This window comes from Geodermatophilus obscurus DSM 43160, from assembly GCF_000025345.1.
Lineage (GTDB): Bacteria > Actinomycetota > Actinomycetes > Mycobacteriales > Geodermatophilaceae > Geodermatophilus > Geodermatophilus obscurus.
The window spans coordinates 2445754-2464177 of the sequence record NC_013757.1 but is presented as its reverse complement, the minus strand read 5'-3'; the positions used below and the strand labels follow the sequence as shown (position 1 = coordinate 2464177).

Sequence of the window (18424 nt, the reverse complement as noted above, 5' to 3'; positions counted from 1 at the left end):
GGGTTCGCGCTCTCCGGGGTACGGGCGCAGCGGCGCCACGAGGGCGCGCGGGTCTGCGGAGGTCTGCGGGCAGCGGGGGCTGCGGCCGCGCGACGAGCGCCGGGTGGACGCACCGGGGAAGCGGCGAGGAGCCGGTCGAGCGCGGGTGCTCGGGTCGGTGGGCCCACGGGCGGCGTCCGCTGCGGACGGCCGCGTGCGGTCAGGTGCGCGGGCGCACCGGGATCCGGAGCCGGCGGGGTGGTGCAGCAGGGCAGGGGCACGCCATGCGGCGGCTCTCCGTTCTTCCGACGGCCGCCTACCGGGTTAGCTGACGGGTTCGGGCGGGAAGCGGCCCTACCTGCCCCTGGACGTGCGTCCAGGAGCGGGATTCACCCCAGTTCTGCGGTGGGTCCCCGGCTCGCCCCTGAGGGCGACTCGGCGGCGTCCGCTCGGGCCCCCCGATGGGAGGCGGAACGACCGATCGGACCCGTCGACCGTAACGGCGTTATCGAGCTGTGACAATCCGCGGTCCTGCATTCGTCAGGTGATGCGCGTCGCCCACCCGCCGGATCGACGGCCGGAGGTGTAGGGGTCACCGGCGGGCGAGGACGGACAGCGCGGCCGCCGCGAGGGCCAGGGGAACGGCGAGCAGGAGCAGACCTGGCTGCGTGCCGTCGGCGTCGGTCACGCTCGCGGCGAGGAGCGGTGCGAGCAGCCCGGCACACCCCCACGCGGTGAACACCCGGCCGTAGACCGCCGGGAAGGCGCGGACCCCGACACGGTCCGCCGTCGCGGCCGGGACCAGCGCGGACACCCCGCCGTAGGCGAGTCCGACCACGAGGAAACCGGTCAGGACGACGGCGGGCGCAGCCCGGACGGCGAGCCCGGCGAGCGCGACGGCGGTGGCCGCGAGCGCGGTCGCCAGGGCCGGCAGGCGCCCGGCGCGGTCGGACCACCAGCCCGCGCCCAGCCGGCCGGCCAGGTTGCCGGCGGCCAGCAGGGAGACCGCTGCTCCCGCGGCTCCGGGACCCAGCCCGGTGGCGGACGCCAGGGGCGCGGCGGTGGCGAAGACCACCAACCCGGGCGCGGCCCCTCCCGCGAAGAGGACCCACAGAGCTGCCACCGTCGTCCCGGGGACCGGCTCCTCGAACCGGTCCCGGCGCTGCTCGCCCTCCGCGCCGCCGGGGGCGAGGGCGGCGGCGAGGCCCACCAGACCGGCGACGAGCACGGCCAGGACGGCCAGGCAGGTCCGCCAGCCGACCACCGGCAGGACGCGCGGCGCCAGCAGACCGAGCAGCACCGGCCCGGCCGCGTACGCGCCGACCACCACCCCGCTCGCCGTGCCACGACGCACAGCGGGGACCCGGGCGGCGAGGGCGACCGCGACGCCGTAGGCCAGCCCGTTGGCCGCGCCGAACAGCAGCCCCACCCCCAGCCACGGGGCCTCGGGCCGCTGCACCACGGCGGTCACCCCGATCCCCGACCCGGCGGCGAGGGCGGCTGCGGCGAGCAACCGGCGCGGTCCCACCCGCGCCAGCCAGCGGCCCACCCCGAGCAGGACGACGGTGAAGACCCCGAGGGCGAGCGCGAAGACCGCCGGACCACTGCCCCGCGGGGCGCCGGCGTCAGCCACCACCCGGGGCGCCACGAGGCTCCAGGCGAACAGCGTCCCGACCGCGAGGTTGGCCACTGCGCCGGCGGCGACCAGGCGAGCGGTGTCGGGCCGGCCGGCGGGTCCCCGGGTCACGGGACGGGGACGCGGGCGGACCGGCGTCCGCCCGCGCCGGGCCCCGACTCCCCGGTCAGGACGTGAGCGACCTGAGCGGCCGAACCCGGATCCCCGGGCCGATCGTGACCAGGACCGTCGACCACCTGGTCGAGCGCTCGCTGCTCCACCGCACCGTCGACGCGACCGATCGTCCCCGCGTCGTCGTGCACGCCGCAGATTGTGGCCGGACGTCGTGCCGGTCGCTGGCCCCGCGGATCGCCGAGCCCGAGCGCGACGGACTCGCCGCCCTGTCCTCCGCCGAGGCGCGCACCCTCCGCCGGCTGTTGGAGCGCCTGGCCACCGGCTGAGCCACGTCCGGCTTGCGGCTCCTCGCGGAGGACGAGCAGGCTGGCGACGCTTCACCTGGGAGGAGTTGCCGTGCCCGCACCCACGGACCACCAGCTGTTCGACCTCGGCGACCTGCCGTTGCAGAGCGGAGGGACACTGCGCGGGGCGCAGCTGGCCTACAAGACGTACGGGACCCTGGACGCCGACCGGTCCAACGTCATCGTGCACCCCACCTGGTTCAGCGCCTGGCACGACGCCAACGAGTGGTCGATCGGGCCGGGTCTGGCCTGCGACCCGGCGAAGTACTTCATCGTCGTCCCGAACCAGCTGAACAACGGGCTCTCCACGTCCCCGAGCACCACTCCTCCCCCCTTCGACGGCCCGCACTTCCCGCCGGTCACCTTCCACGACCAGGTCGAGGCCCAGCACCGCCTGCTCACGCAGCAGTGGGGCATCGAGTCGATCGAGCTGGTGCTGGGCTCCTCCATGGGCGCCGGGCAGACCTACCAGTGGGCGGTCAGCCACCCCGAGATGGTGAAGCGGGCCGCTCCCATCGTCGGCTCCAGCCGCACGAGCGAGCACAACCAGGTGTTCATCAAGAGCCTGCGTGCCGCCCTCACGCTCGACCCGGCCTTCCGGGGCGGGGAGTACTCCCCCGACGCGCGCCCGACCGCCGGCATGCGGGTCTTCGCCCGGATCTACGCCGGGTGGGGGCTGTCCCAGGCCTTCTACTGGGAGCGCGCGTACCGGGACATGGGCCACTCCTCGCTCGAGGACTTCCTGGTCGGCTTCTGGGAGGGCTTCTGGCTCGACGAGGACCGGGACCCGAACAACCTGCTGGCGATGCTGTGGACCTGGGAGCAGGGGGATGTCGGCCGGACCCCGGGCTTCGACGGGGACACCGAGGCGGCGCTGCGCTCGATCCGCTGCCCCGTCGTGGCCATGCCCGCCCGGACCGACCTCTACTTCCCGCCCGAGGACGAGCAGTGGGCCTCGCAGTTCATCCCCCAGGGCGAGGTCCGGGTGCTCGACACGATCTGGGGGCACTTCGCCGGTCTCGGGATGAACGCCGCCGACAACGCCGTCGTCGACCGGACGCTGCGGGACCTGCTCGACCGTCCCGCCTGAGCAGCGTCGCACCGGTCGTCCCGGGCGGGACGACCGGTGCGCGGACCTGCAGGAGCTGGCGGGCGGAGCACACCCGAGGGAGCCCCGGGGCTCCGCCCACGGAGAGCATGCGGTCAACGGAACGACTCCGCAACAGATGTCTAGGACGTCTGCGGCGTCGGCTCCGCGCTCGTTGGGTGGCGCAACGAGCTGGGACCCTGGGCGTCATGACGGTCGCCCGGTCCCCTCGCGCCCTCGTCCCGGTGCTGGTCTTCGTCGGGACGGTCGTCGCCGTCATCAGCAGCCTCGGCGCCCCGCTGGTCCCGGCGATCGCCGAGACCATGGGGACGTCGCTGCCGAACGCCCAGTGGTCGCTGACCGTCACCCTGCTGGTGGGGGCGGTGGCGACCCCGGTGGTGGGCCGGCTCGGCGACGGTCCGCACCGGCGGACGGTCGTCCTCGCCGTCCTGGCCGTGGTCACCGCCGGCGGCGTGCTGGCCGCGCTCCCCCTGGGTCTGGGCTGGCTGATCGCCGGCCGCGCGCTGCAGGGCGTGGGGCTCGGGCTCACCCCGCTGGCCATCGCCACCGCACGCGAGGCGCTGACCGGGCAACGGTCGCGCTCCACCATCGCCGCGCTGTCCATCACCGTGGTCGCCGGCGTCGGGCTCGGCTACCCGCTCGCCGGCCTCGTGGCCGAGCTGGGCGGGGTGCACGCCGCGTTCTGGGCCGGCGCCGCCGTCAGCGCCGCCGCCCTCGCCGCCTCGGCCGCGGTCCTGCCGCCCTCGGCCGCCGCTCCGCGCCACCCCCTCGACGTCGTCGGGGCACTGCTCCTCGGCGCCGGGCTGGCGGGGCTGCTGGTCGCGCTGGGCCAGGCCGAGACGTGGGGCTGGACGTCGCCGCTGCTGCTGGCGACGGCCGGCGGCTCGGTGGTGGCACTGGGCGCCTGGGTGGTCTGGGAGGCCCGGACGCCGCACCCGCTGGTCGACGTGCGGCTCGCCCGCGGACGGGTGGCGTTCTCCGCGCACTCGGCGGCGCTGCTCGTGGGGCTGTCCAACTACCTGCTGCTCACCGCGGTGCCGGTCCTGGCACAGGCCCCGGCGTCGCCCGGCGCGGGCCTCGGTACCTCGATCGTGGTCGCCGGGCTGGTGCTGCTGCCGTTCTCGGCGGCGAGCGTGGTCGCCGGCCGGCTGACCGCCCGCGCCCGCCCGCGGTTGGTCCTCCCGGTGGCCGCGCTGGTGCAGGGGTGCGCGTTCGTGCTGTTCGCGGTCCTGCGCACCGAGCTCTGGCAGCTCTTCCTGGTCATGGCGGTGGCCGGATTCGGTGTCGGTGCCGCTTTCGCGGCCTTCCCGGCGCTGGTGGTCGCCGCCGTCCCGCCGTCGGAGACCGGCAGCGCGATGAGCCTCAACCAGGTGCTGCGGTACGTGGGCTTCGCCGTCGGGAGCGCGCTGACCGCGACCGTGCTCGCCGGCGCCACGGCGGGTCCGGGCGCGGCCCCGTCCGGCAGCGGCTACACCACGCTCGCGGGAATCGGCGCAGCCGTCTGTGCGCTGACCGCCGTGGTCGCCGGGCTGGCCGGCCGCCAGCGGCCCAACCGGTCGGCGCCGGGCCTACCGGGTGCCCGGGTGGCCGGGGTCCCGGCCCGCTGAGGCGAGGCGGCGGCGGGACCGGCGGCGTCCCCACCGATGCCGTACGCCCCTGGTCGGCACCTACGCCGCGGTCACCCTCCGGCTGTGGCTGGCCGTCCTGGTCACGGGGCAGGTCGCACTGGCCGGGGTCCCGGACCAGGTGGCCTTCGAGCGCGCCTACCAGCTGGTGCCCTTCCCGGCCTGGGTGCCCAACCTGCTGGTCGCCGAGCGGTACCTGGCCGTCAGCACGCGGTTCCCCACGGCCCCGCGGGGCACCCTGTTCCCATGAGCGAGATGGACCCGCGGGACCCGAGCACCCTGTACTCGGAGGGGCCGGTCGCACCCGAGCCGCCCGAGGACGACGTGCCCGACACCTCTCCCCTCCGCGACTCGGGCGGCACCGGGCCCGGACCCGACGACCTGGACGAGCTCCTCTGAGAGGCCCCGTCCTCCCCACCCTCGCCGGCTCGGCAGAAGGACCCCTGCTCCCCACCCCTCGCGAGCTCGGGGCGGTGCCCGCCAGGGGGCCGGACGGGGCCGTGGTGCGTCAGCCGACGTAGTTCACGTGCGGGTGGTCCATGTGGTTCGCCGTGGCGCTGCCGCGGTCGGCCATGGCCTTCCACGCGCCGGTCGGCGAGGTCAGGATCCGCTGCTCCCAGATGACGTACTCGACGCCCAGCTCGTCCCAGTGGGCGATGTGGAAGGCCACGATCGCGTCCCCGAGAGCGGAGTCGGAACCGACCATGTAGTCCAGCGCCAGGCCGGACGGGTGGCCGTTCGGGTCGGTCGCGCTCGCCCGGGTGCCGCCGATGGTGATCGAGTCGGCGCCGGGCACCTCGCTGACCACCCGGTTGGCCGCGGCCCGCACCTGCGGGGCCACGTCGCCGGCGCTGTTGGTGATGCGCGCGGTGGCAGCCGAGGCCGCCGCGGCCACGGGAGCCGGAGCCGCCGCGGGCGCCGGAGCCACCGCCGCGAGCGGGGCGACCGCCGCCGCGGGCGCCGCGTTCCCGGCCGAGCCGGCGATGGGAGCCGGGGCGGCCGGAGCCGCGTGGGCGGCGGCCGAGCCGGCGGTGAGCAGGACCTGCCCCGGGAGGATCCGGTTCGGGTCGGCGCCGATGACGCCGGCGTTGCGCTGGTACAGCTCGCGCCACGACTGGCCGTGGGCGGCGGCGATCTTCGCGATCGTGTCACCGTGCTCGACGGTGTGGTCGGCCTCAGGAGCGGCGGTGCCGCTGTTCGCGGCCGGCGTCGCGGCGGGGACCTCGACGGCGTGGGCGAGGACGGTGGTCCCGGCGAAGGCCTGGGCCGGGGAGCTCAGGACGCCGAAGCCGACGACCGTGGCGCCGGCTGCGACCGGGGCCTTGGCGAGGACCTTCTTGGTGCGGACATAGCGGGGTGCGCGGTGCTTGGCCATGGTGATCTCCGATCACCGCCGGCGAGGTCAGCTGTCGGGTTCGGGCGATCGGTGCCCGGCCGCGGTCCGCGGCTTCACCCCGAGACGGGCCCGCCCGAGTCGCGGACTCGGGTGCGGCGCGCCGTGGTCGTGGGTCCCCCACCCCTGCCCTGGGAACGGGATGGCGACCGGTGGGCAGGGTTTGGCGGACCGGCGCCGCGCTCTCCTTTGCTGAGCGCACACGAAACGCTACGTGCAGTCATGTGCAATGTCGTCGTGACGCCGGTCACATGCACGCCTGAGGACGGCGCGCCGCAGGTCGTCACGGCGTTTCGCGGCGGTGTAGCCGTCGTCACGTCCCGATCCCCCGCCGGCGGCCGGCGAGCGGTCAGGACGGCGGGCGGTGGGCGTCGAGCCAGGCGACGACGTCGGCCAGGACGTCGTCCTTCTCCGGCTCGTTGTGCGGCTCGTGGAAGAGCCCGTCGTAGACCCTGAGGGTCAGGTCGGGAGAGCCGGCGTGCGCGCGCACGACCTCGCTCGCGGCCGGCGGGACGAGCCGGTCGGCGGTGCCGTGCAGCACGAGCAGCGGCATGGTGAGCGAGGGCAGCCGCCGGGGCATGGCCAGCGCGGTGCTCATCAGCTCGGCGCCGGTCCGGGCGACCATCTTCCCGGTGTGGTTCAGCGGGTCGGTGCGGTAGTCGCGGACCACCTCGGGGTCCCGGCTGACCGCCTCGGCCTCGAGCCGGAGGACGCCGAGGTCGGGCAGGACCCGGGACAGCAGCGGCGCCACGACCTTCTGGGCGAGGTTGGCGGCACTGGTGTCCAGCGCCGCCGCGGAGAGGACCGCACCGGCGACCCGGGCGTCCGGCGTCCCGGTGAGGTACTGCAGGGCGATCAGCCCGCCCAGGCTGTGCCCGTAGACGAACAGCGGGACTCCAGGGTGCTGATCGCCGGCGATCCGCACGAGCTCGGCCACGCCGTCGACGGCGGCGGCCATGCTCCCGATGTTGCCGCGCCGGCCCAGCGAGCGGCCGTGGCCGGGGTGGTCGACGGCGTGGCAGGCGTACCCCGCGGCGGCCAGATGCTCGGCCACGTGCCGGTAGCGGCCGCCGTGCTCGTGGGCCCCGTGCACCAGGACGACCGCGCCGACCGGGTCCTCGACGGTCCAGGCCTGCCGGTACTGACCGGAGGACAGCGTGCCCTCGGTGTGCGTGGGGCGCGGGGTCCCGCCGGGACGGGCAGCGGTCATCACGAGGGCCTCCAGGGTGCGAACTGCCTGCGCATCCTGCAGGAGACCTGGTCCGGTGCCGTGCGGCGGTCGCCCCTAGGTTGGACACCATGCCGACCACGTCACCGGGGACCGCGCCCGGCGAGACCGTCAGCGACCTGGGCCTGCCCACGCGAGCGGTGACTGCGCTGGCCCGGGCCGGGATCACCACGACCGCGCAGCTCGCCGCCCTCACCCGGGCGGAGCTCGTCGCGGTCAACGGGCTGGGCCCGGGCAGCATCGCTGCCATCCGCCGCGTCGTGCCGGAGCCGCCCGGCCGTCCCTCCGCAGGCCGACCGAGCCCCGCCTCCGCGCAGCTGCCCCTCGCGGAGCCCGGGGCGGACGACGAGGAGTCGCCCGATGCGCCGAGCATCCCGTCGTTCGAGTCGCTGCGCAGCACCCGCCGCCGGACGACGGTCGACCTGATCGTGCCCGCGACGCCGCCCCCCGCCGACCCCACGCCGGCCGCGCCCCGGCCGCCGGACTACGCCGACCTCTGGCGCCTGAGCGTGCGGGTGGGCTCGACCCTCGCGACCCTGCCGGTGCGACTGGCCCTGCGGGCCGTCCAGGCGCCGGCCCGCCGGCTGCGGCGGCTGGTCGGCGGGTAGCCCGCACCCCCGACGGACGGCGCCACGGAGCGGCTCCGGATGACGTGCGGTCCGCCCGCGAGGACCGGGCAGTTCCGGGGTACCCCGGCGTCATGGACACCGAGAACACCCCGCCGCGCGACGTCGACGGCCCGCTGGAGACCGCTCCTCCGCTCCCCGACGACCCGCGCGTGCCCCGCCCCGAGGACGCCGAGTCGACGCAGAGCGGGGAGCTGGGTGGCGCCGCCCCGGCGGTCGGTCCGGAGAGCCCGCAGGGCTGACCGCCGGTCACCTGCGGATCTGCGGTCGAGACCCCCGTGTGGCGCCCGCGCCCCGGACACATCCGAGGCCCCGGCGCCGGGCGTGGCGGACCTCTCCCCCGCCCCACCTCGCTACGACGCCGGTCACCCGCTCTGACAAGCTCGCGGTCCCGTAGCCCACCGTGCAGGAGGACCCGTGCGCGCAGCCCAGATCGCCACCCTCGACGGTCCCTCGGCCATCTCGGTCGTCGACGTCCCCGAGCCCGACTCGGACGGCGGGGTGCTGATCGACGTGCACGTCGCGGGCGTGACGTTCCCCGAGGTGCTGCTCAGCCGCGGGCAGTACCAGATCAAGCCGCCGCTGCCGTTCGTGCCCGGCAGCGAGGTGGCCGGGACGGTGCGCAGCGCTCCCGCGGGCAGCGGCCTGCAACCCGGTCGGCGGGTGGCGGCCTTCCCCGGCTTCGGCGGCTTCGCCGAGGTGGCGGCCGTCGATCCCGGCTTCGTCTTCCCGCTGCCCGACGGCGTGAGCTTCGAGCAGGGCGCGGCGCTGCCGATGAACTACCTGACCATGCACTTCGCGCTCCGCCGCCGCGGTCAGCTGCGCGAGGGCGAGACGGTGCTGGTGCACGGCGCCGCCGGCGGCCTGGGGACGGCGGGCATCCAGCTGGCCAAGGCGTACGGCGCGCGCGTGCTCGCGGTGGTGTCCAGCGAGGCCAAGGGCGGGGCCGCACGGGCGGCCGGCGCCGACGAGGTCGTGCTCGCCGACGGCTTCCGCGACCGGGTCAAGGAGCTCACCGGCGGCCGGGGCGTCGACGTCGTCGCCGACCCGGTGGGCGGCGACCGGTTCACCGACTCGCTGCGCAGCCTCGCCCGCGAGGGCCGGCTGCTGGTGCTGGGCTTCACCGGCGGGGAGATCCCCACGGTGAAGGTCAACCGGCTGCTGCTGAACAACGTGTCGGTCGTCGGCGTCGGGTGGGGCGCGTTCTGGACGGGTGAGCCCGGCTACGTGCAGGAGCAGTGGCGTGACCTGCAGCCGCTGCTCGAGCGCGGCGCCCTCGACCCGGTGCTCGGGACCGTGCACGACCTGGCCGACGCCGCGGCGGCGGTCACCGAGCTCGATGAGCGCCGCGCCACCGGCAAGGTGCTGCTGCGCGTCCGCTGACGAAGGACCATCCTTCTCCCACCCTTGCAGGGCCGGCGGCGGGGCCGGTTCCCCGCCCCGGCGGTCCTCAAGCAGTCGGTGACGCAGGAGGGGTCGGCTCGGCCCCCTCGGTCGGCTCGGCCCCCTCGGTCGGCTCGGCCCCCTCGGTCGGCAGCGACCCGGACGCCTCGCAGGCGGCGCGGCCCGCGCCGAGCCGCGCCTGCAGCGGCTGGAGCCGGCGGACCACCTCGTCGAGCCGGGCCGCGTCCAGGGCCGCCGCGGCGGCGCCCAGGTCGTCGACGGTCGCCGCGATGTCCTGCGCGGCGTTGAGCGCCCGCAGGCAGCCCGGGTCGATCCCGACCCCGCCGGCCGGCCCGGCCGTGCTCGTCGGCCCAGCGGCCGGCGCGGACGCCGCCTCCTGGGCGGACCTCGGCACGGGTGGGGCCTGACCGAGCAGCCCGACGAGCAACGCCCCGACGACGAGGCCGAGGACGAAGGTCCCGGCGGCCAGCCAGCGGGTCCAGCCGCGGTCCTGCGGGCCGTCCGGCCGGTCCTCCTGGCCTGGTTGGGCGGGCTGCGCCATCGGTCGTCCTCTCACCCGGCGGTCAGGCGGGCTCCGACGTACCCTCCGCAGACAGCGGTACGCACACGAACGGCCCCGGCGGGAGGCCGCCTTGTCCTCACGGCACTGGGTGGGGTCGCTGGTCGGCGCCCCCGCAGCCGTGCTCCGCGCGGTGGGCAGGGCCGTCCGGACCGTCGTGGTGGCCGGGCGGTGGCTCGTCCTCGCCGGGTGGATCGCCCTCGCCGTGGCGGCGGTCGTCGTGCCGTCCCCCGGGGGTGGCGGCGGCAGCACCGGCGACGTCGGCAACCTGCTGCCTCCGGGCAGCGAGGCGGTGGCCGTGCAGGAGCGCAGCCTGGAGCTGTTCCGGGTGCCGGTCCTGTCCGAGACCTCTGTTGTCGTGCACGACCCCGAGGGTCTGGACCCGCTCACCCGCGCCGACGTCGCCCTCTGGGCGCTGGCCCACGTCCAGGCCCAGCTCGAGGGCACCGCGCCGCCCAGCGGCGAGCAGGTCGTCGCGGCGGTGCCGATCCCGACCGCCGTCCCCGAGACCGTCGTCACCTACCTGTACGTCTCCCGCGGGACCTCGCTGGCCGAGGCCACGGCCCTGGCCCGCCAGTACGCCGCCCACTTCCACAACGACCCCTCGGTGCGGACGTACGTCACCGGGTTCACCCCGGCCCGCGTCGCCCAGGCCGAGTACCTCTCGTCGCGCCTGCTGGTGTTCGAACTGGCGACCCTGGTGCTGATCGCCGTCGTCGTCGCGCTCACGTTCCGGTCGCTCGTGGCCCCCGTCGTCGTGCTGCTCGTCGCCGGCCTCGGCTACGTGGTCGCGGTGCACGTGCTCGACGCCGCCGCCTCCGCGCTGGGTTTCGCCCTGCCCGAGGAGCTCCGGCCGCTGACGGCGGCCCTGCTCATCGGGGTGGTCACCGACTACTGCGTGCTGTTCTTCTCGGCCTTCCGCCGGCAGCTGGACCGCGGGCTGGACCGGCACGAGGCGGCCCGCCGCGTCGTCCTCAGCGAGGGCCCGATCGTGGCGGTCGCCGGGGTGACCGTCGCGGCCGGCACGGCGGCGCTGCTGGTCGCCGACTTCGACCTCTTCCGCGCGTTCGGGCCGGCGCTGGCCCTCACCGTGGTGGTGGGCGTGGTCGTGTCGCTCACCCTGGTCCCGGCCGTGCTGGCGATCCTGGGCGCCCGGCTGTTCGCCCCGTCCCGGGCCGGCGGCCGGACGCTGGACCGCAGCGCCGGGCCGGCCACGCGGTGGCTCGCCCGGGCGCTCTCCGGCCGGCGGGGGGCGCTGGTCGGGTTGCTCCTGGGCGTCGGCGTCCTCATCCCCGGGGCGCTGCTGCTGCCGGACATGCGGCTGGGCGTGTCGTTCACCACCGCACTGCCGGACGACGACCCCGTGCGGGTCGGCGCCCAGGTGCTGGAGGACACCGGCGTGCGCGGGGTGACCGCGCCGACCGAGGTGCTCCTGGAGGGCGAGGGGATCTCCGCGCAGCGGGAGGCCCTGGTCCGCTTCCAGGAGGCGCTCAGCGCCCAGCCCGGGGTGGCCGAGGTGCTGGGGCCGGCGCAGAACCCGCTGCCCGAGGAGTACGGCATCGTCTTCTCCCGCGACGGCGACGCCGCGCGGTTCATCGTGGTCCTCGACAGCGACCCGCTGGCGGCTCCGGCGATCGCCGACCTGCAGCGGTTGCAGGACCGCGTCGACGCGCTGGTCGCCGAGGCCGGCGTCGAGGGCGTCACCGTGGGGGTGACCGGCCAGACCGCCGTCGCCGCCGAGCTGACCGCCATCACCCGCGCCGAACTCGGGCGCGTCGTGCTAGCCGTCCTCCTCGTCGAGCTGGTCATCCTCGCGCTGTTCCTGCGCGCGCTCCTGGCGCCCCTGGTGCTGCTCCTGCTGAGCGCCCTCGGCGTCGCCACCGCCCTCGGCGTGACCGTCCTGGTGTTCCAGGTCCTGCTGGGGGAGCCGGGCCTGACCTTCTACGTCCCCTTCGCCACCGCCGTGCTGCTGCTCGCACTCGGCTCGGACTACCTCGTGTTCGTCGTCGGGGCGATCTGGGAGCAGGCCGCCCGGCGGCCGCTCGCCCAGGCGATCTCCGTCGCCCTGCCCGCCACCGCGCGGGCGGTCAGCGCCGCCGGCCTGATCCTGGCGGCCACCTTCGCCATGGTGGCCGTCATCCCGCTGTCCACCTTCCGCCAGATCGCGTTCACCATGGCGGTCGGACTGCTCATCGACACCTTCCTCACCCGGCCGGTGCTCACCCCCGCCGCGCTGACCCTCCTCGGCCGCGCCGGGGGCTGGCCAGGCGGCCGCATCCGCACCACCGCCGCCCGTACCGGCGCCGAGGAGCAGTCCGGGTTGCTCGACGAGGAGGCCGAGCGGTTACGTGCGGGCGCGGCGGCGCAGGCGACGGTGGGCGGCAGGCCGAGGTGAGCACGGACCCGGCACCGCCCGTCCACGGCCGGCGCGCCACCGTCGCGCTCGCGCTCACCGTCGTCCTGGGGACCGCGCTGCTGCTGTCCGGAGCGGAGTGGCTGGCCCGTGCCGGGGCGGAGTCCGTGCTGTCCCGCGCCCTGCAGGAGCGGACCGGCGTCCTCGACCGCCCGACCGTGCAGGTCCACGGCGGCCCGGTGCTGCTGCAGGCTCTGCGTGGTCGCTACGACGACGTCGCGGTCGACAGCGGCGCCGTGTCCTCCGGTCCGGTGCGGCTGCGGGACGTCGAAGCCGAGCTCAGCGGTGTGTACCTCTCCTGGCACGACCTGCTCGACGGCAACGCCGACGAGGTGTACGTCGAGGGAACCGTCGAGAACGCGCTGCTCACCTACGACGACCTCGACCGCTACCTGAGCTTCACCGGCCGCCGGCTGGACGCAGAACCGGCCGGCGAGCGGCAGCTCCGGCTCACCGGGGCCGTCGACGCCCCCGGTGGGGTCCGGGCGGTCTCCGCCCTCGCCGAGGTCGCACCGGAGGCCGGTGCGCTGCTCGTGCGGCCCACGCGACTGGACACCCCCGCCGCGCAGAGCGGGATCGAGGAGCTGCTGCTCCGGCAGCGGTTCACCTTCCCGGTGCCCCTGGACCCGCTGCTCTTCGAGCAGGGCGACGTCGGCGTCGTGGTGCGGCCGGACGGCCTGGGGATCCGGGCGTCCGGCACCGGTGTCGTCCTCGGCTCCTGACGGGGGGTCCGGCGCTGGGCGCGGGTCACAGGAGTGTGACGAATCCGGCGTCCGCCGGGAGGGTCCCGGCCGCCGTCCCTACCGTCGGAACATGGACACGAGGACGAACCACCGCCGCCGGCTCGCGTCCGGTGTGCTCGCCGGAGCCCTGCTGGGAGTGCCGCTGGCCGCCTGCGGCGGGGAGACCACCACCTCCGGGACCGCCACCACGGACACCTCGGCCCCCGCCGACGACACCGGCGGCGCGACGGGCACCCCAGCGCCGGAGGACACCGCCGGGACCTCCGAGCCCACCGGCACGAGCGCCGGCGTCGACTGCACCGGCACCTCCTGCTCGGTCACCATCTCCGGGGACGGCGCCCAGGCGGACGTCCTCGGAACTCCGGTCTCGCTGGGCAGCGTCCAGGACGGCCGGGCGACCGTGCGGGTGGCCGACCGCGAGGTGTCCTGCAGTCAGGGGGAGAGCGTCGCGGCCGGCCCGCTGACCCTCGAGTGCACCACAGTCACTGCGGACACGGTCACCCTGACCGCCTCGCTGGGGTAGGCCCAGCTCACCCCGCGGTCCCGCGCCAGCGCAGCACCTCCAGGGCCGCGGCGACGGCGACGACGTTCTGGGCGAGCGGACGTGGCAGCAGCTCGTCGGCACGGGCCAGCCGGCGCAGCACCGTGTTGCGGTGGGTGTACAGCCGCTCGGCGGTGCGCGAGGTGCTGCCCAGCTCGCGCACGTAGGTCAGCACCGCGTGCCGGGTCTCGGCCTCGGCGTGCAGCAGGTCACCGAGGGTGTCGGCGAGGAACTCGTCGGCCAGGGTCGGCTCGGCCGTGAGCAGGGCGACCAGCTGCACGTCCTCGTAGCGGGCGACCTGGCAGGGGACCTGCCGCGTGGGGTGGCCCCGCTGCAGGGTCCCGCCGCGAGCCTGCGAGTGGTGGGGGGCAGCGGGGTCCTTCTGCAGCCGGGCGACCATCCGCTGGGTGGTGGCGGCGTCGAGGTGGCTGCGGCGGAAGCCGTCGACGTCCCGGCCGGGGCGGCCGACCGCCACCCGGACGTCGGGGTGCGCGGCCAGCTCGCCGGCGAGCTTCCCGGCGTCCGGCGCGGTCGCCACGGGTAGCCAGACCCACAGCGCGGCGGCGCTGGCGACGACGGTCAGCCGGTGCGCGGCCCCGCTCGCCCGGACGACGGCCTCCGCGGCGGCCTCCAGCTGCTCGGAGGCCGTCCCCGACCCGCTCCACACGACGGCGGCGGTGTGCGGGCCGGCCAGGCCGTAGCCGAGCTGGGCCTCGGCCCGGGCCCGGCTGATCGGGGCGCCCTCCAGCAGCAGGGTGACCGCGGCCCGCCGCTCGGCGTGCGCGCCTCGGGTGAGCTCGTCGCGCTCGGCCCGCATCCGCTCCGAGGTGGCCGCGACGGTGTCCTCGATGAAGGTGGCGATCGACAGCGCGGAGACGTCGAGCAGCTCGCGCAGCTCGGCGGGATCGGCGGTGAGCTCGAAGCAGATCTGCATCCACCGCCGCCAGGCCACGCCCTGGGCGGCTCGGTAGGCGTCCAGGACCGACTCGTCCAGGCCCCGGCGCACCAGGTCACGCGCCGTGTCCAGCGACTCCGGCCCGGTGTTGGGCGGCACCCGGCGACCCGGGTGCTGCACGTTGGCCGCCGCCCAGTGCAGCAGGTTGGCCAGGTTGACCCGCCGGGTCGCGGCGGCGAGCACCGGGTCCTCGGCGACCGGCCGCATCCGCTGCCCGCCGAGGGCCGCGGCGTGGAGCTCCTCCACCCAGTCCGCGCGCGGGTCGAGCGCCACCTCGGCGCCCCGCCGGAAGAGCTCCCGCACGCGTGGGGACGTGTCCGGCCACCGGACCCTCGCAGCACTCTGCACCACCGGGCGAGCATCCTGGTGCACCGTGCACTGGCACAAGCGCCGGGGACCACGGAGAGTCGGACGGGTGACCACTGCGCAGCCGCCGGTCGAGCACCTCGACGTCCTCGTCGTCGGAGCCGGGATCTCCGGCATCGGGGCCGGGCGGTACCTGAGGACCGAGCTGCCGGCGAAGAGCTTCGCGATCCTGGAGGCCCGCGCGGCCTCCGGCGGCACCTGGGACCTCTTCCGCTACCCCGGCATCCGGTCGGACTCCGACCTGCACACCTTCGGCTACGAGTTCAAGCCGTGGCGGGACGAGCAGTCGATCGCCGACGCGCCCCGGATCCTCGCCTACCTCCGCGAGACGATCACCGAGAACGGCCTCGATGCCGCCATCCGGTACTCCCACCGGGTCCTGGCGGCCTCGTGGTCGACCGCCGACGCCCGCTGGACCGTCGACGTGGAGCGCACCGACACCGGCGAGCGGCTGCAGCTGTCGGCGAACTGGCTGTTCTGCGCCGGTGGTTACTACCGCTACGACGAGGGCCACACCCCGGTGTTCGCCGGCCGGGAGCGCTTCCGCGGCCCGATCGTGCACCCGCAGGCCTGGCCCGAGGACCTCGACCACGCCGGCAAGCGGGTGCTCGTGATCGGCAGCGGCGCCACCGCGGTCACGCTGGTGCCGGCCCTGGCGGAGACCGCCGCGCAGGTGACGATGCTGCAGCGGACGCCGTCCTACGTGATGCCCGTGCCGCGCCACGACGCGCTCGCCAACCGGCTGCGGACGCTGCTGGGCGAGGACCGCGCCTACGCGCTGACCCGGCGCAAGAACATCGCGCGCGGCATCGGCATCTGGCGGTTCTGCCAGAAGTACCCGAGGGCGGCCCGCAGGCTGATCCGCTGGGTGAACACCAAGCAGCTGCCCGAGGGCTATCCGGTCGACGAGCACTTCAACCCGCCGTACGACCCGTGGGACCAGCGGCTGTGCGCCGTCCCCGACGGCGACCTGTTCCGCGCCATCCGCAACGGGACGGCGGACGTCGTCACCGACCAGATCGAGACCTTCACCGAGGACGGCGTGCTGCTGGCGTCCGGCCGCGAGCTGGAGGCCGACGTCATCGTCACCGCCACGGGGCTGAACGTGCAGGCCATCGGCGGCATCTCGCTGACCGTCGACGGCGAGCCGGTGCACCTGCCGGACACGGTGACCTACAAGGGGATGATGCTCTCCGGCGTCCCCAACTTCGTGATCGCCATCGGCTACACGAACTCCTCCTGGACCCTGAAGATCGGCCTGCTCTGCGAGCACTTCTGCCGGCTGCTGGCGCACATGGACGCGCACGGGTACGACGTCGCGCGACCCGAGCCGAGCGACCCGGACATGCCGACCCGGCCCTTCCTCGACTTCGCCGCCGGCTACATCCAGCGCGCGGTCGACCGGCTGCCCCGCCAGGGCGACCGGATGCCGTGGCTGACGTCGACGAGCTACTCGGCCGACGTCAAGCTGCTGCGCGCCGACAGCGTGACCGACCCGGAGCTGCACCTGTCCCGCTCCGCCGACCGCACGGAGGTGACCGCGTGACGGAGCTCGCGAGGTCACGGATCGGCACAGCACCGCGCGGCACGCAGCCGACGAGCGCCGGCGAGGAGGCGCCGTGACCGCCACGGCGCAGGACACCGACCGGTTCGTCGACCTGCCCGCCGGCCCGCGGCTCTGCCACCGGGCCGACGGCCCGGACGACGGGACGCCGCTGCTGCTGATCGCCGGCCTGGGCCTGGACCTCACCTCGTGGCCGCAGCGGATGGTCGACGGCTTCGCCGAGCGCGGCTTCCGCGTCGTCCGCCCGGACAACCGCGACGCCGGCCGGTCCTCGCGGATCGGCAACCCGCCGCCCGGACGGCTGCGCCAGCTGCTGGCCCGGCCGCGGCCGGACGCCTACGACCTCGCCGACATGGCCGCCGACACCGTCGGCCTGCTCGACGCCCTGGGCATCGAGCGGGTGCACCTGCTCGGCATGTCGATGGGCGGGATGATCGCCCAGACCGTGGCCGCGAGGCACCCGGCGCGGGTGCTCAGCCTGACGTCGGTGTTCTCCACCACCGGGCACCGTCGGGTGGGTCAGCCGGCCCGCTCGACCCTGCTGCGGCTGGCGAAGAGCCCGGCGCGCACCGTCGAGGAGTCCGTCGAGCGGCACCTGGCGATGCTCGGGCACATCGGCTCGACGGTCTTCCCGCCCGACGAGGAGCACGAGCGGGCCTGGGCCACCGCGGTGTGGGACCGCTGCGGCGGCCCGCGCGCCGGCGCAGCGGTCGCCCGGCAGATCGGCGCCATCCAGGCCGCCGGCGACCGGACGGCGGAGCTGGCCCGCATCACCGCGCCCACCCTGGTCGTGCACGGCGACCGCGACCTGATGGTGCACCCGACCGGCGGGCGGGCCACCGCCGACGCGATCCCCGGCGCGCGGCACGTCGAGGTCGCCGGCATGGGCCACCACCTGGCCCCCGGCGTCGTCGACCGCCTCGTCGAGCTCACCACCGACCTCGTCCGGACCACCGCAGGAGGAACCCGATGAGCAGCGTGCGCGGCAAGGTCGCCGTCGTCACCGGCGCCGGCTCCGGCATCGGCCGGCACCTGGCCCTCGAGCTGGCGAAGCGTGGCGCCCGGCCGGCGCTGTCCGACGTCGACGAGCCGGCCCTGGGCGAGACCGCCGACCGGGCCCGGGCGCTGGGCGCCGAGGTGCACACGGCCCGGCTCGACGTCAGCGACCGCGCGGCCGTCGAGGCGTACGCAACCGCGGTGGCCGGGCACTTCGGCGTCGTCCACCAGGTCTACAACAACGCCGGGGTCGCCGGCGGCAGCACCGTGCTCGACAGCACCTGGGCCGACTACGACCGGGTGCTGTCGATCAACCTGTTCGGCGTCCTCCACGGCACCAAGGCGTTCCTGCCGCACCTGATCGCCTCCGGCGACGGGCACGTCGTCAACATCTCCAGCCTCAACGGGATCATGGGCCAGGGCCGCATGACGGCGTACTGCACCAGCAAGTTCGGCGTCCGCGGCTTCACCGAGAGCCTGCGCGCGGAGCTGCTCGCCGCCGGGCACCCGGTGCAGGTCAGCGTGGTGCACCCCGGTGGGGTGCGGACCAACATCGCGACGGCCGCGTTCGACCACGCGAGGGCGCAGGGCCAGGAGTTCACCGCGGCCGACGAGGCCCGTCACCGCGCGTACAACGAGAAGCTGCTGCGGATGCCGCCAGAGCAGGCCGCGCGGATCGTCGTCGACGGGGTGGAGGCCGGCCGGCCGCGCATCCTCGTCGGCAACGACGCCAAGGTCGTCGACCTGCTCGTCCGGCTGGCGCCGCGGCTCTACCCGGTGCTGGCCGCCCGCGCCGAGCGCCGGTTCACCGGCGGCGCCTGACCCGTCCC

At 75.8% G+C, this 18424-nt stretch carries 19 protein-coding genes and 2 riboswitches; of the genes, 14 read left to right on the top strand and 5 right to left on the bottom strand.

Translation table 11 applies throughout. The features are described from left to right. Window positions 1-277: 277 nt before the first annotated feature. Window positions 278-430: riboswitch (cyclic di-AMP (ydaO/yuaA leader) on the bottom strand. Window positions 431-571: 141 nt separating this feature from the next. Further along, window positions 572-1726: an MFS transporter gene (locus tag GOBS_RS11615; protein WP_012948483.1), complete on the bottom strand. Its 1155-nt coding sequence runs from the start codon at window positions 1724-1726 to the stop codon at window positions 572-574. A gap of 62 nt (window positions 1727-1788) precedes the next feature. Between GOBS_RS11615 and GOBS_RS11610 the strand changes: the two genes are divergently transcribed. From GOBS_RS11610 to GOBS_RS27385, 5 genes are all read left to right on the top strand, one after another. Further along, window positions 1789-2055 carry a helix-turn-helix domain-containing protein gene (locus GOBS_RS11610; protein WP_041241453.1) on the top strand — a complete coding sequence of 89 codons (267 nt, stop codon included), beginning with the start codon at window positions 1789-1791 and terminating at the stop codon, window positions 2053-2055. A 70-nt stretch (window positions 2056-2125) separates the two neighbouring features. Next, a complete protein-coding gene (locus GOBS_RS11605; protein ID WP_012948482.1) occupies window positions 2126-3163 on the top strand; it encodes an alpha/beta fold hydrolase in 1038 nt (345 codons plus the stop codon). A 206-nt stretch (window positions 3164-3369) separates the two neighbouring features. Then, entirely contained in the window at window positions 3370-4788 is a 1419-nt protein-coding gene (locus GOBS_RS11600) for an MFS transporter (RefSeq protein ID WP_012948481.1), read from the top strand. Then, window positions 4757-5056, top strand: a complete 300-nt coding sequence (locus tag GOBS_RS11595) for a DUF2306 domain-containing protein (RefSeq protein ID WP_041241452.1) — start codon at window positions 4757-4759, stop codon at window positions 5054-5056. The genes GOBS_RS11600 and GOBS_RS11595 overlap by 32 nt, the downstream gene beginning before the upstream one ends. Then, entirely contained in the window at window positions 5053-5205 is a 153-nt protein-coding gene (locus GOBS_RS27385; RefSeq protein ID WP_012948480.1) for a hypothetical protein, read from the top strand. Before GOBS_RS11595 ends, GOBS_RS27385 begins: the two co-directional genes overlap by 4 nt. A 109-nt stretch (window positions 5206-5314) precedes the next feature. Here GOBS_RS27385 and GOBS_RS25425 read toward each other — a convergent pair whose 3' ends face one another. Continuing rightward, entirely contained in the window at window positions 5315-6181 is an 867-nt protein-coding gene (locus tag GOBS_RS25425) for a LysM peptidoglycan-binding domain-containing protein (RefSeq protein ID WP_012948479.1), read from the bottom strand. 1 nt (window position 6182) lies between these two features. Continuing rightward, a riboswitch (cyclic di-AMP (ydaO/yuaA leader) is annotated at window positions 6183-6310 on the bottom strand. A gap of 238 nt (window positions 6311-6548) precedes the next feature. After that, entirely contained in the window at window positions 6549-7409 is an 861-nt protein-coding gene (locus GOBS_RS11580; RefSeq protein ID WP_012948478.1) for an alpha/beta hydrolase, read from the bottom strand. A gap of 89 nt (window positions 7410-7498) precedes the next feature. Here GOBS_RS11580 and GOBS_RS11575 point away from each other — a divergent pair, with 89 nt between their 5' ends. The 3 genes from GOBS_RS11575 to GOBS_RS11570 all read left to right on the top strand — a co-directional run bounded on the left by GOBS_RS11575 (window position 7499) and on the right by GOBS_RS11570 (window position 9436). Further along, entirely contained in the window at window positions 7499-8035 is a 537-nt protein-coding gene (locus GOBS_RS11575) for a DNA-directed RNA polymerase subunit alpha C-terminal domain-containing protein (protein ID WP_012948477.1), read from the top strand. A 92-nt stretch (window positions 8036-8127) separates the two neighbouring features. Next, complete coding sequence (locus GOBS_RS27380; protein ID WP_166487358.1) at window positions 8128-8295, top strand: hypothetical protein; 168 nt, start codon at window positions 8128-8130, stop codon at window positions 8293-8295. 175 nt (window positions 8296-8470) lie between these two features. After that, a complete protein-coding gene (locus GOBS_RS11570; RefSeq protein WP_012948475.1) occupies window positions 8471-9436 on the top strand; it encodes an NADPH:quinone oxidoreductase family protein in 966 nt (321 codons plus the stop codon). A gap of 67 nt (window positions 9437-9503) precedes the next feature. On the opposite strand, the gene GOBS_RS11565 is transcribed toward GOBS_RS11570, so the two are convergent. Beyond that, a complete protein-coding gene (locus GOBS_RS11565; protein WP_012948474.1) occupies window positions 9504-9998 on the bottom strand; it encodes a hypothetical protein in 495 nt (164 codons plus the stop codon). Window positions 9999-10089: 91 nt separating this feature from the next. Between GOBS_RS11565 and GOBS_RS11560 the strand changes: the two genes are divergently transcribed. From GOBS_RS11560 to GOBS_RS25420, 3 genes are all read left to right on the top strand, one after another. Further along, the gene (locus GOBS_RS11560; RefSeq protein ID WP_012948473.1) at window positions 10090-12411 is read left to right on the top strand and encodes an MMPL family transporter; all 2322 of its coding nucleotides are present in this window, start codon (window positions 10090-10092) and stop codon (window positions 12409-12411) included. Further along, on the top strand, window positions 12408-13151 hold the full coding sequence (locus GOBS_RS11555) for an LmeA family phospholipid-binding protein (RefSeq protein ID WP_012948472.1): 744 nt from the start codon (window positions 12408-12410) through the stop codon (window positions 13149-13151). Before GOBS_RS11560 ends, GOBS_RS11555 begins: the two co-directional genes overlap by 4 nt. 91 nt (window positions 13152-13242) lie before the next feature. Then, entirely contained in the window at window positions 13243-13695 is a 453-nt protein-coding gene (locus GOBS_RS25420; RefSeq protein WP_012948471.1) for a hypothetical protein, read from the top strand. Window positions 13696-13702: 7 nt separating this feature from the next. On the opposite strand, the gene GOBS_RS11545 is transcribed toward GOBS_RS25420, so the two are convergent. Beyond that, window positions 13703-14971: a PucR family transcriptional regulator gene (locus tag GOBS_RS11545; RefSeq protein ID WP_243697703.1), complete on the bottom strand. Its 1269-nt coding sequence runs from the start codon at window positions 14969-14971 to the stop codon at window positions 13703-13705. 112 nt (window positions 14972-15083) lie between these two features. On the opposite strand from GOBS_RS11545, the gene GOBS_RS11540 reads away from it, so the two are divergent. The 3 genes from GOBS_RS11540 (at window position 15084) to GOBS_RS11530 (ending at window position 18416) form a co-directional block, all read left to right on the top strand. Continuing rightward, on the top strand, window positions 15084-16580 hold the full coding sequence (locus GOBS_RS11540; protein ID WP_012948469.1) for a flavin-containing monooxygenase: 1497 nt from the start codon (window positions 15084-15086) through the stop codon (window positions 16578-16580). 73 nt (window positions 16581-16653) lie between these two features. Then, window positions 16654-17571: an alpha/beta fold hydrolase gene (locus tag GOBS_RS11535; RefSeq protein ID WP_012948468.1), complete on the top strand. Its 918-nt coding sequence runs from the start codon at window positions 16654-16656 to the stop codon at window positions 17569-17571. Continuing rightward, window positions 17568-18416 carry an SDR family NAD(P)-dependent oxidoreductase gene (locus GOBS_RS11530; protein ID WP_012948467.1) on the top strand — a complete coding sequence of 283 codons (849 nt, stop codon included), beginning with the start codon at window positions 17568-17570 and terminating at the stop codon, window positions 18414-18416. The genes GOBS_RS11535 and GOBS_RS11530 overlap by 4 nt, the downstream gene beginning before the upstream one ends. Window positions 18417-18424: the final 8 nt, after the last annotated feature.

Excerpts from the sequence above, each read along its gene's own strand:
- GOBS_RS11580 (WP_012948478.1), bottom strand. The coding sequence starts at position 7,409 with ATGACCGCTGCCCGTCCCGGCGGGACCCCGCGCCCCACGCACACCGAG.
- GOBS_RS11565 (WP_012948474.1), bottom strand. The coding sequence starts at position 9,998 with ATGGCGCAGCCCGCCCAACCAGGCCAGGAGGACCGGCCGGACGGCCCG.
- GOBS_RS27380 (WP_166487358.1), top strand. The coding sequence starts at position 8,128 with ATGGACACCGAGAACACCCCGCCGCGCGACGTCGACGGCCCGCTGGAG.
- GOBS_RS25420 (WP_012948471.1), top strand. The coding sequence starts at position 13,243 with ATGGACACGAGGACGAACCACCGCCGCCGGCTCGCGTCCGGTGTGCTC.
- GOBS_RS11530 (WP_012948467.1), top strand. The coding sequence starts at position 17,568 with ATGAGCAGCGTGCGCGGCAAGGTCGCCGTCGTCACCGGCGCCGGCTCC.
- GOBS_RS11600 (WP_012948481.1), top strand. The coding sequence starts at position 3,370 with ATGACGGTCGCCCGGTCCCCTCGCGCCCTCGTCCCGGTGCTGGTCTTC.
- GOBS_RS25425 (WP_012948479.1), bottom strand. The coding sequence starts at position 6,181 with ATGGCCAAGCACCGCGCACCCCGCTATGTCCGCACCAAGAAGGTCCTC.
- GOBS_RS27385 (WP_012948480.1), top strand. The coding sequence starts at position 5,053 with ATGAGCGAGATGGACCCGCGGGACCCGAGCACCCTGTACTCGGAGGGG.
- GOBS_RS11575 (WP_012948477.1), top strand. The coding sequence starts at position 7,499 with ATGCCGACCACGTCACCGGGGACCGCGCCCGGCGAGACCGTCAGCGAC.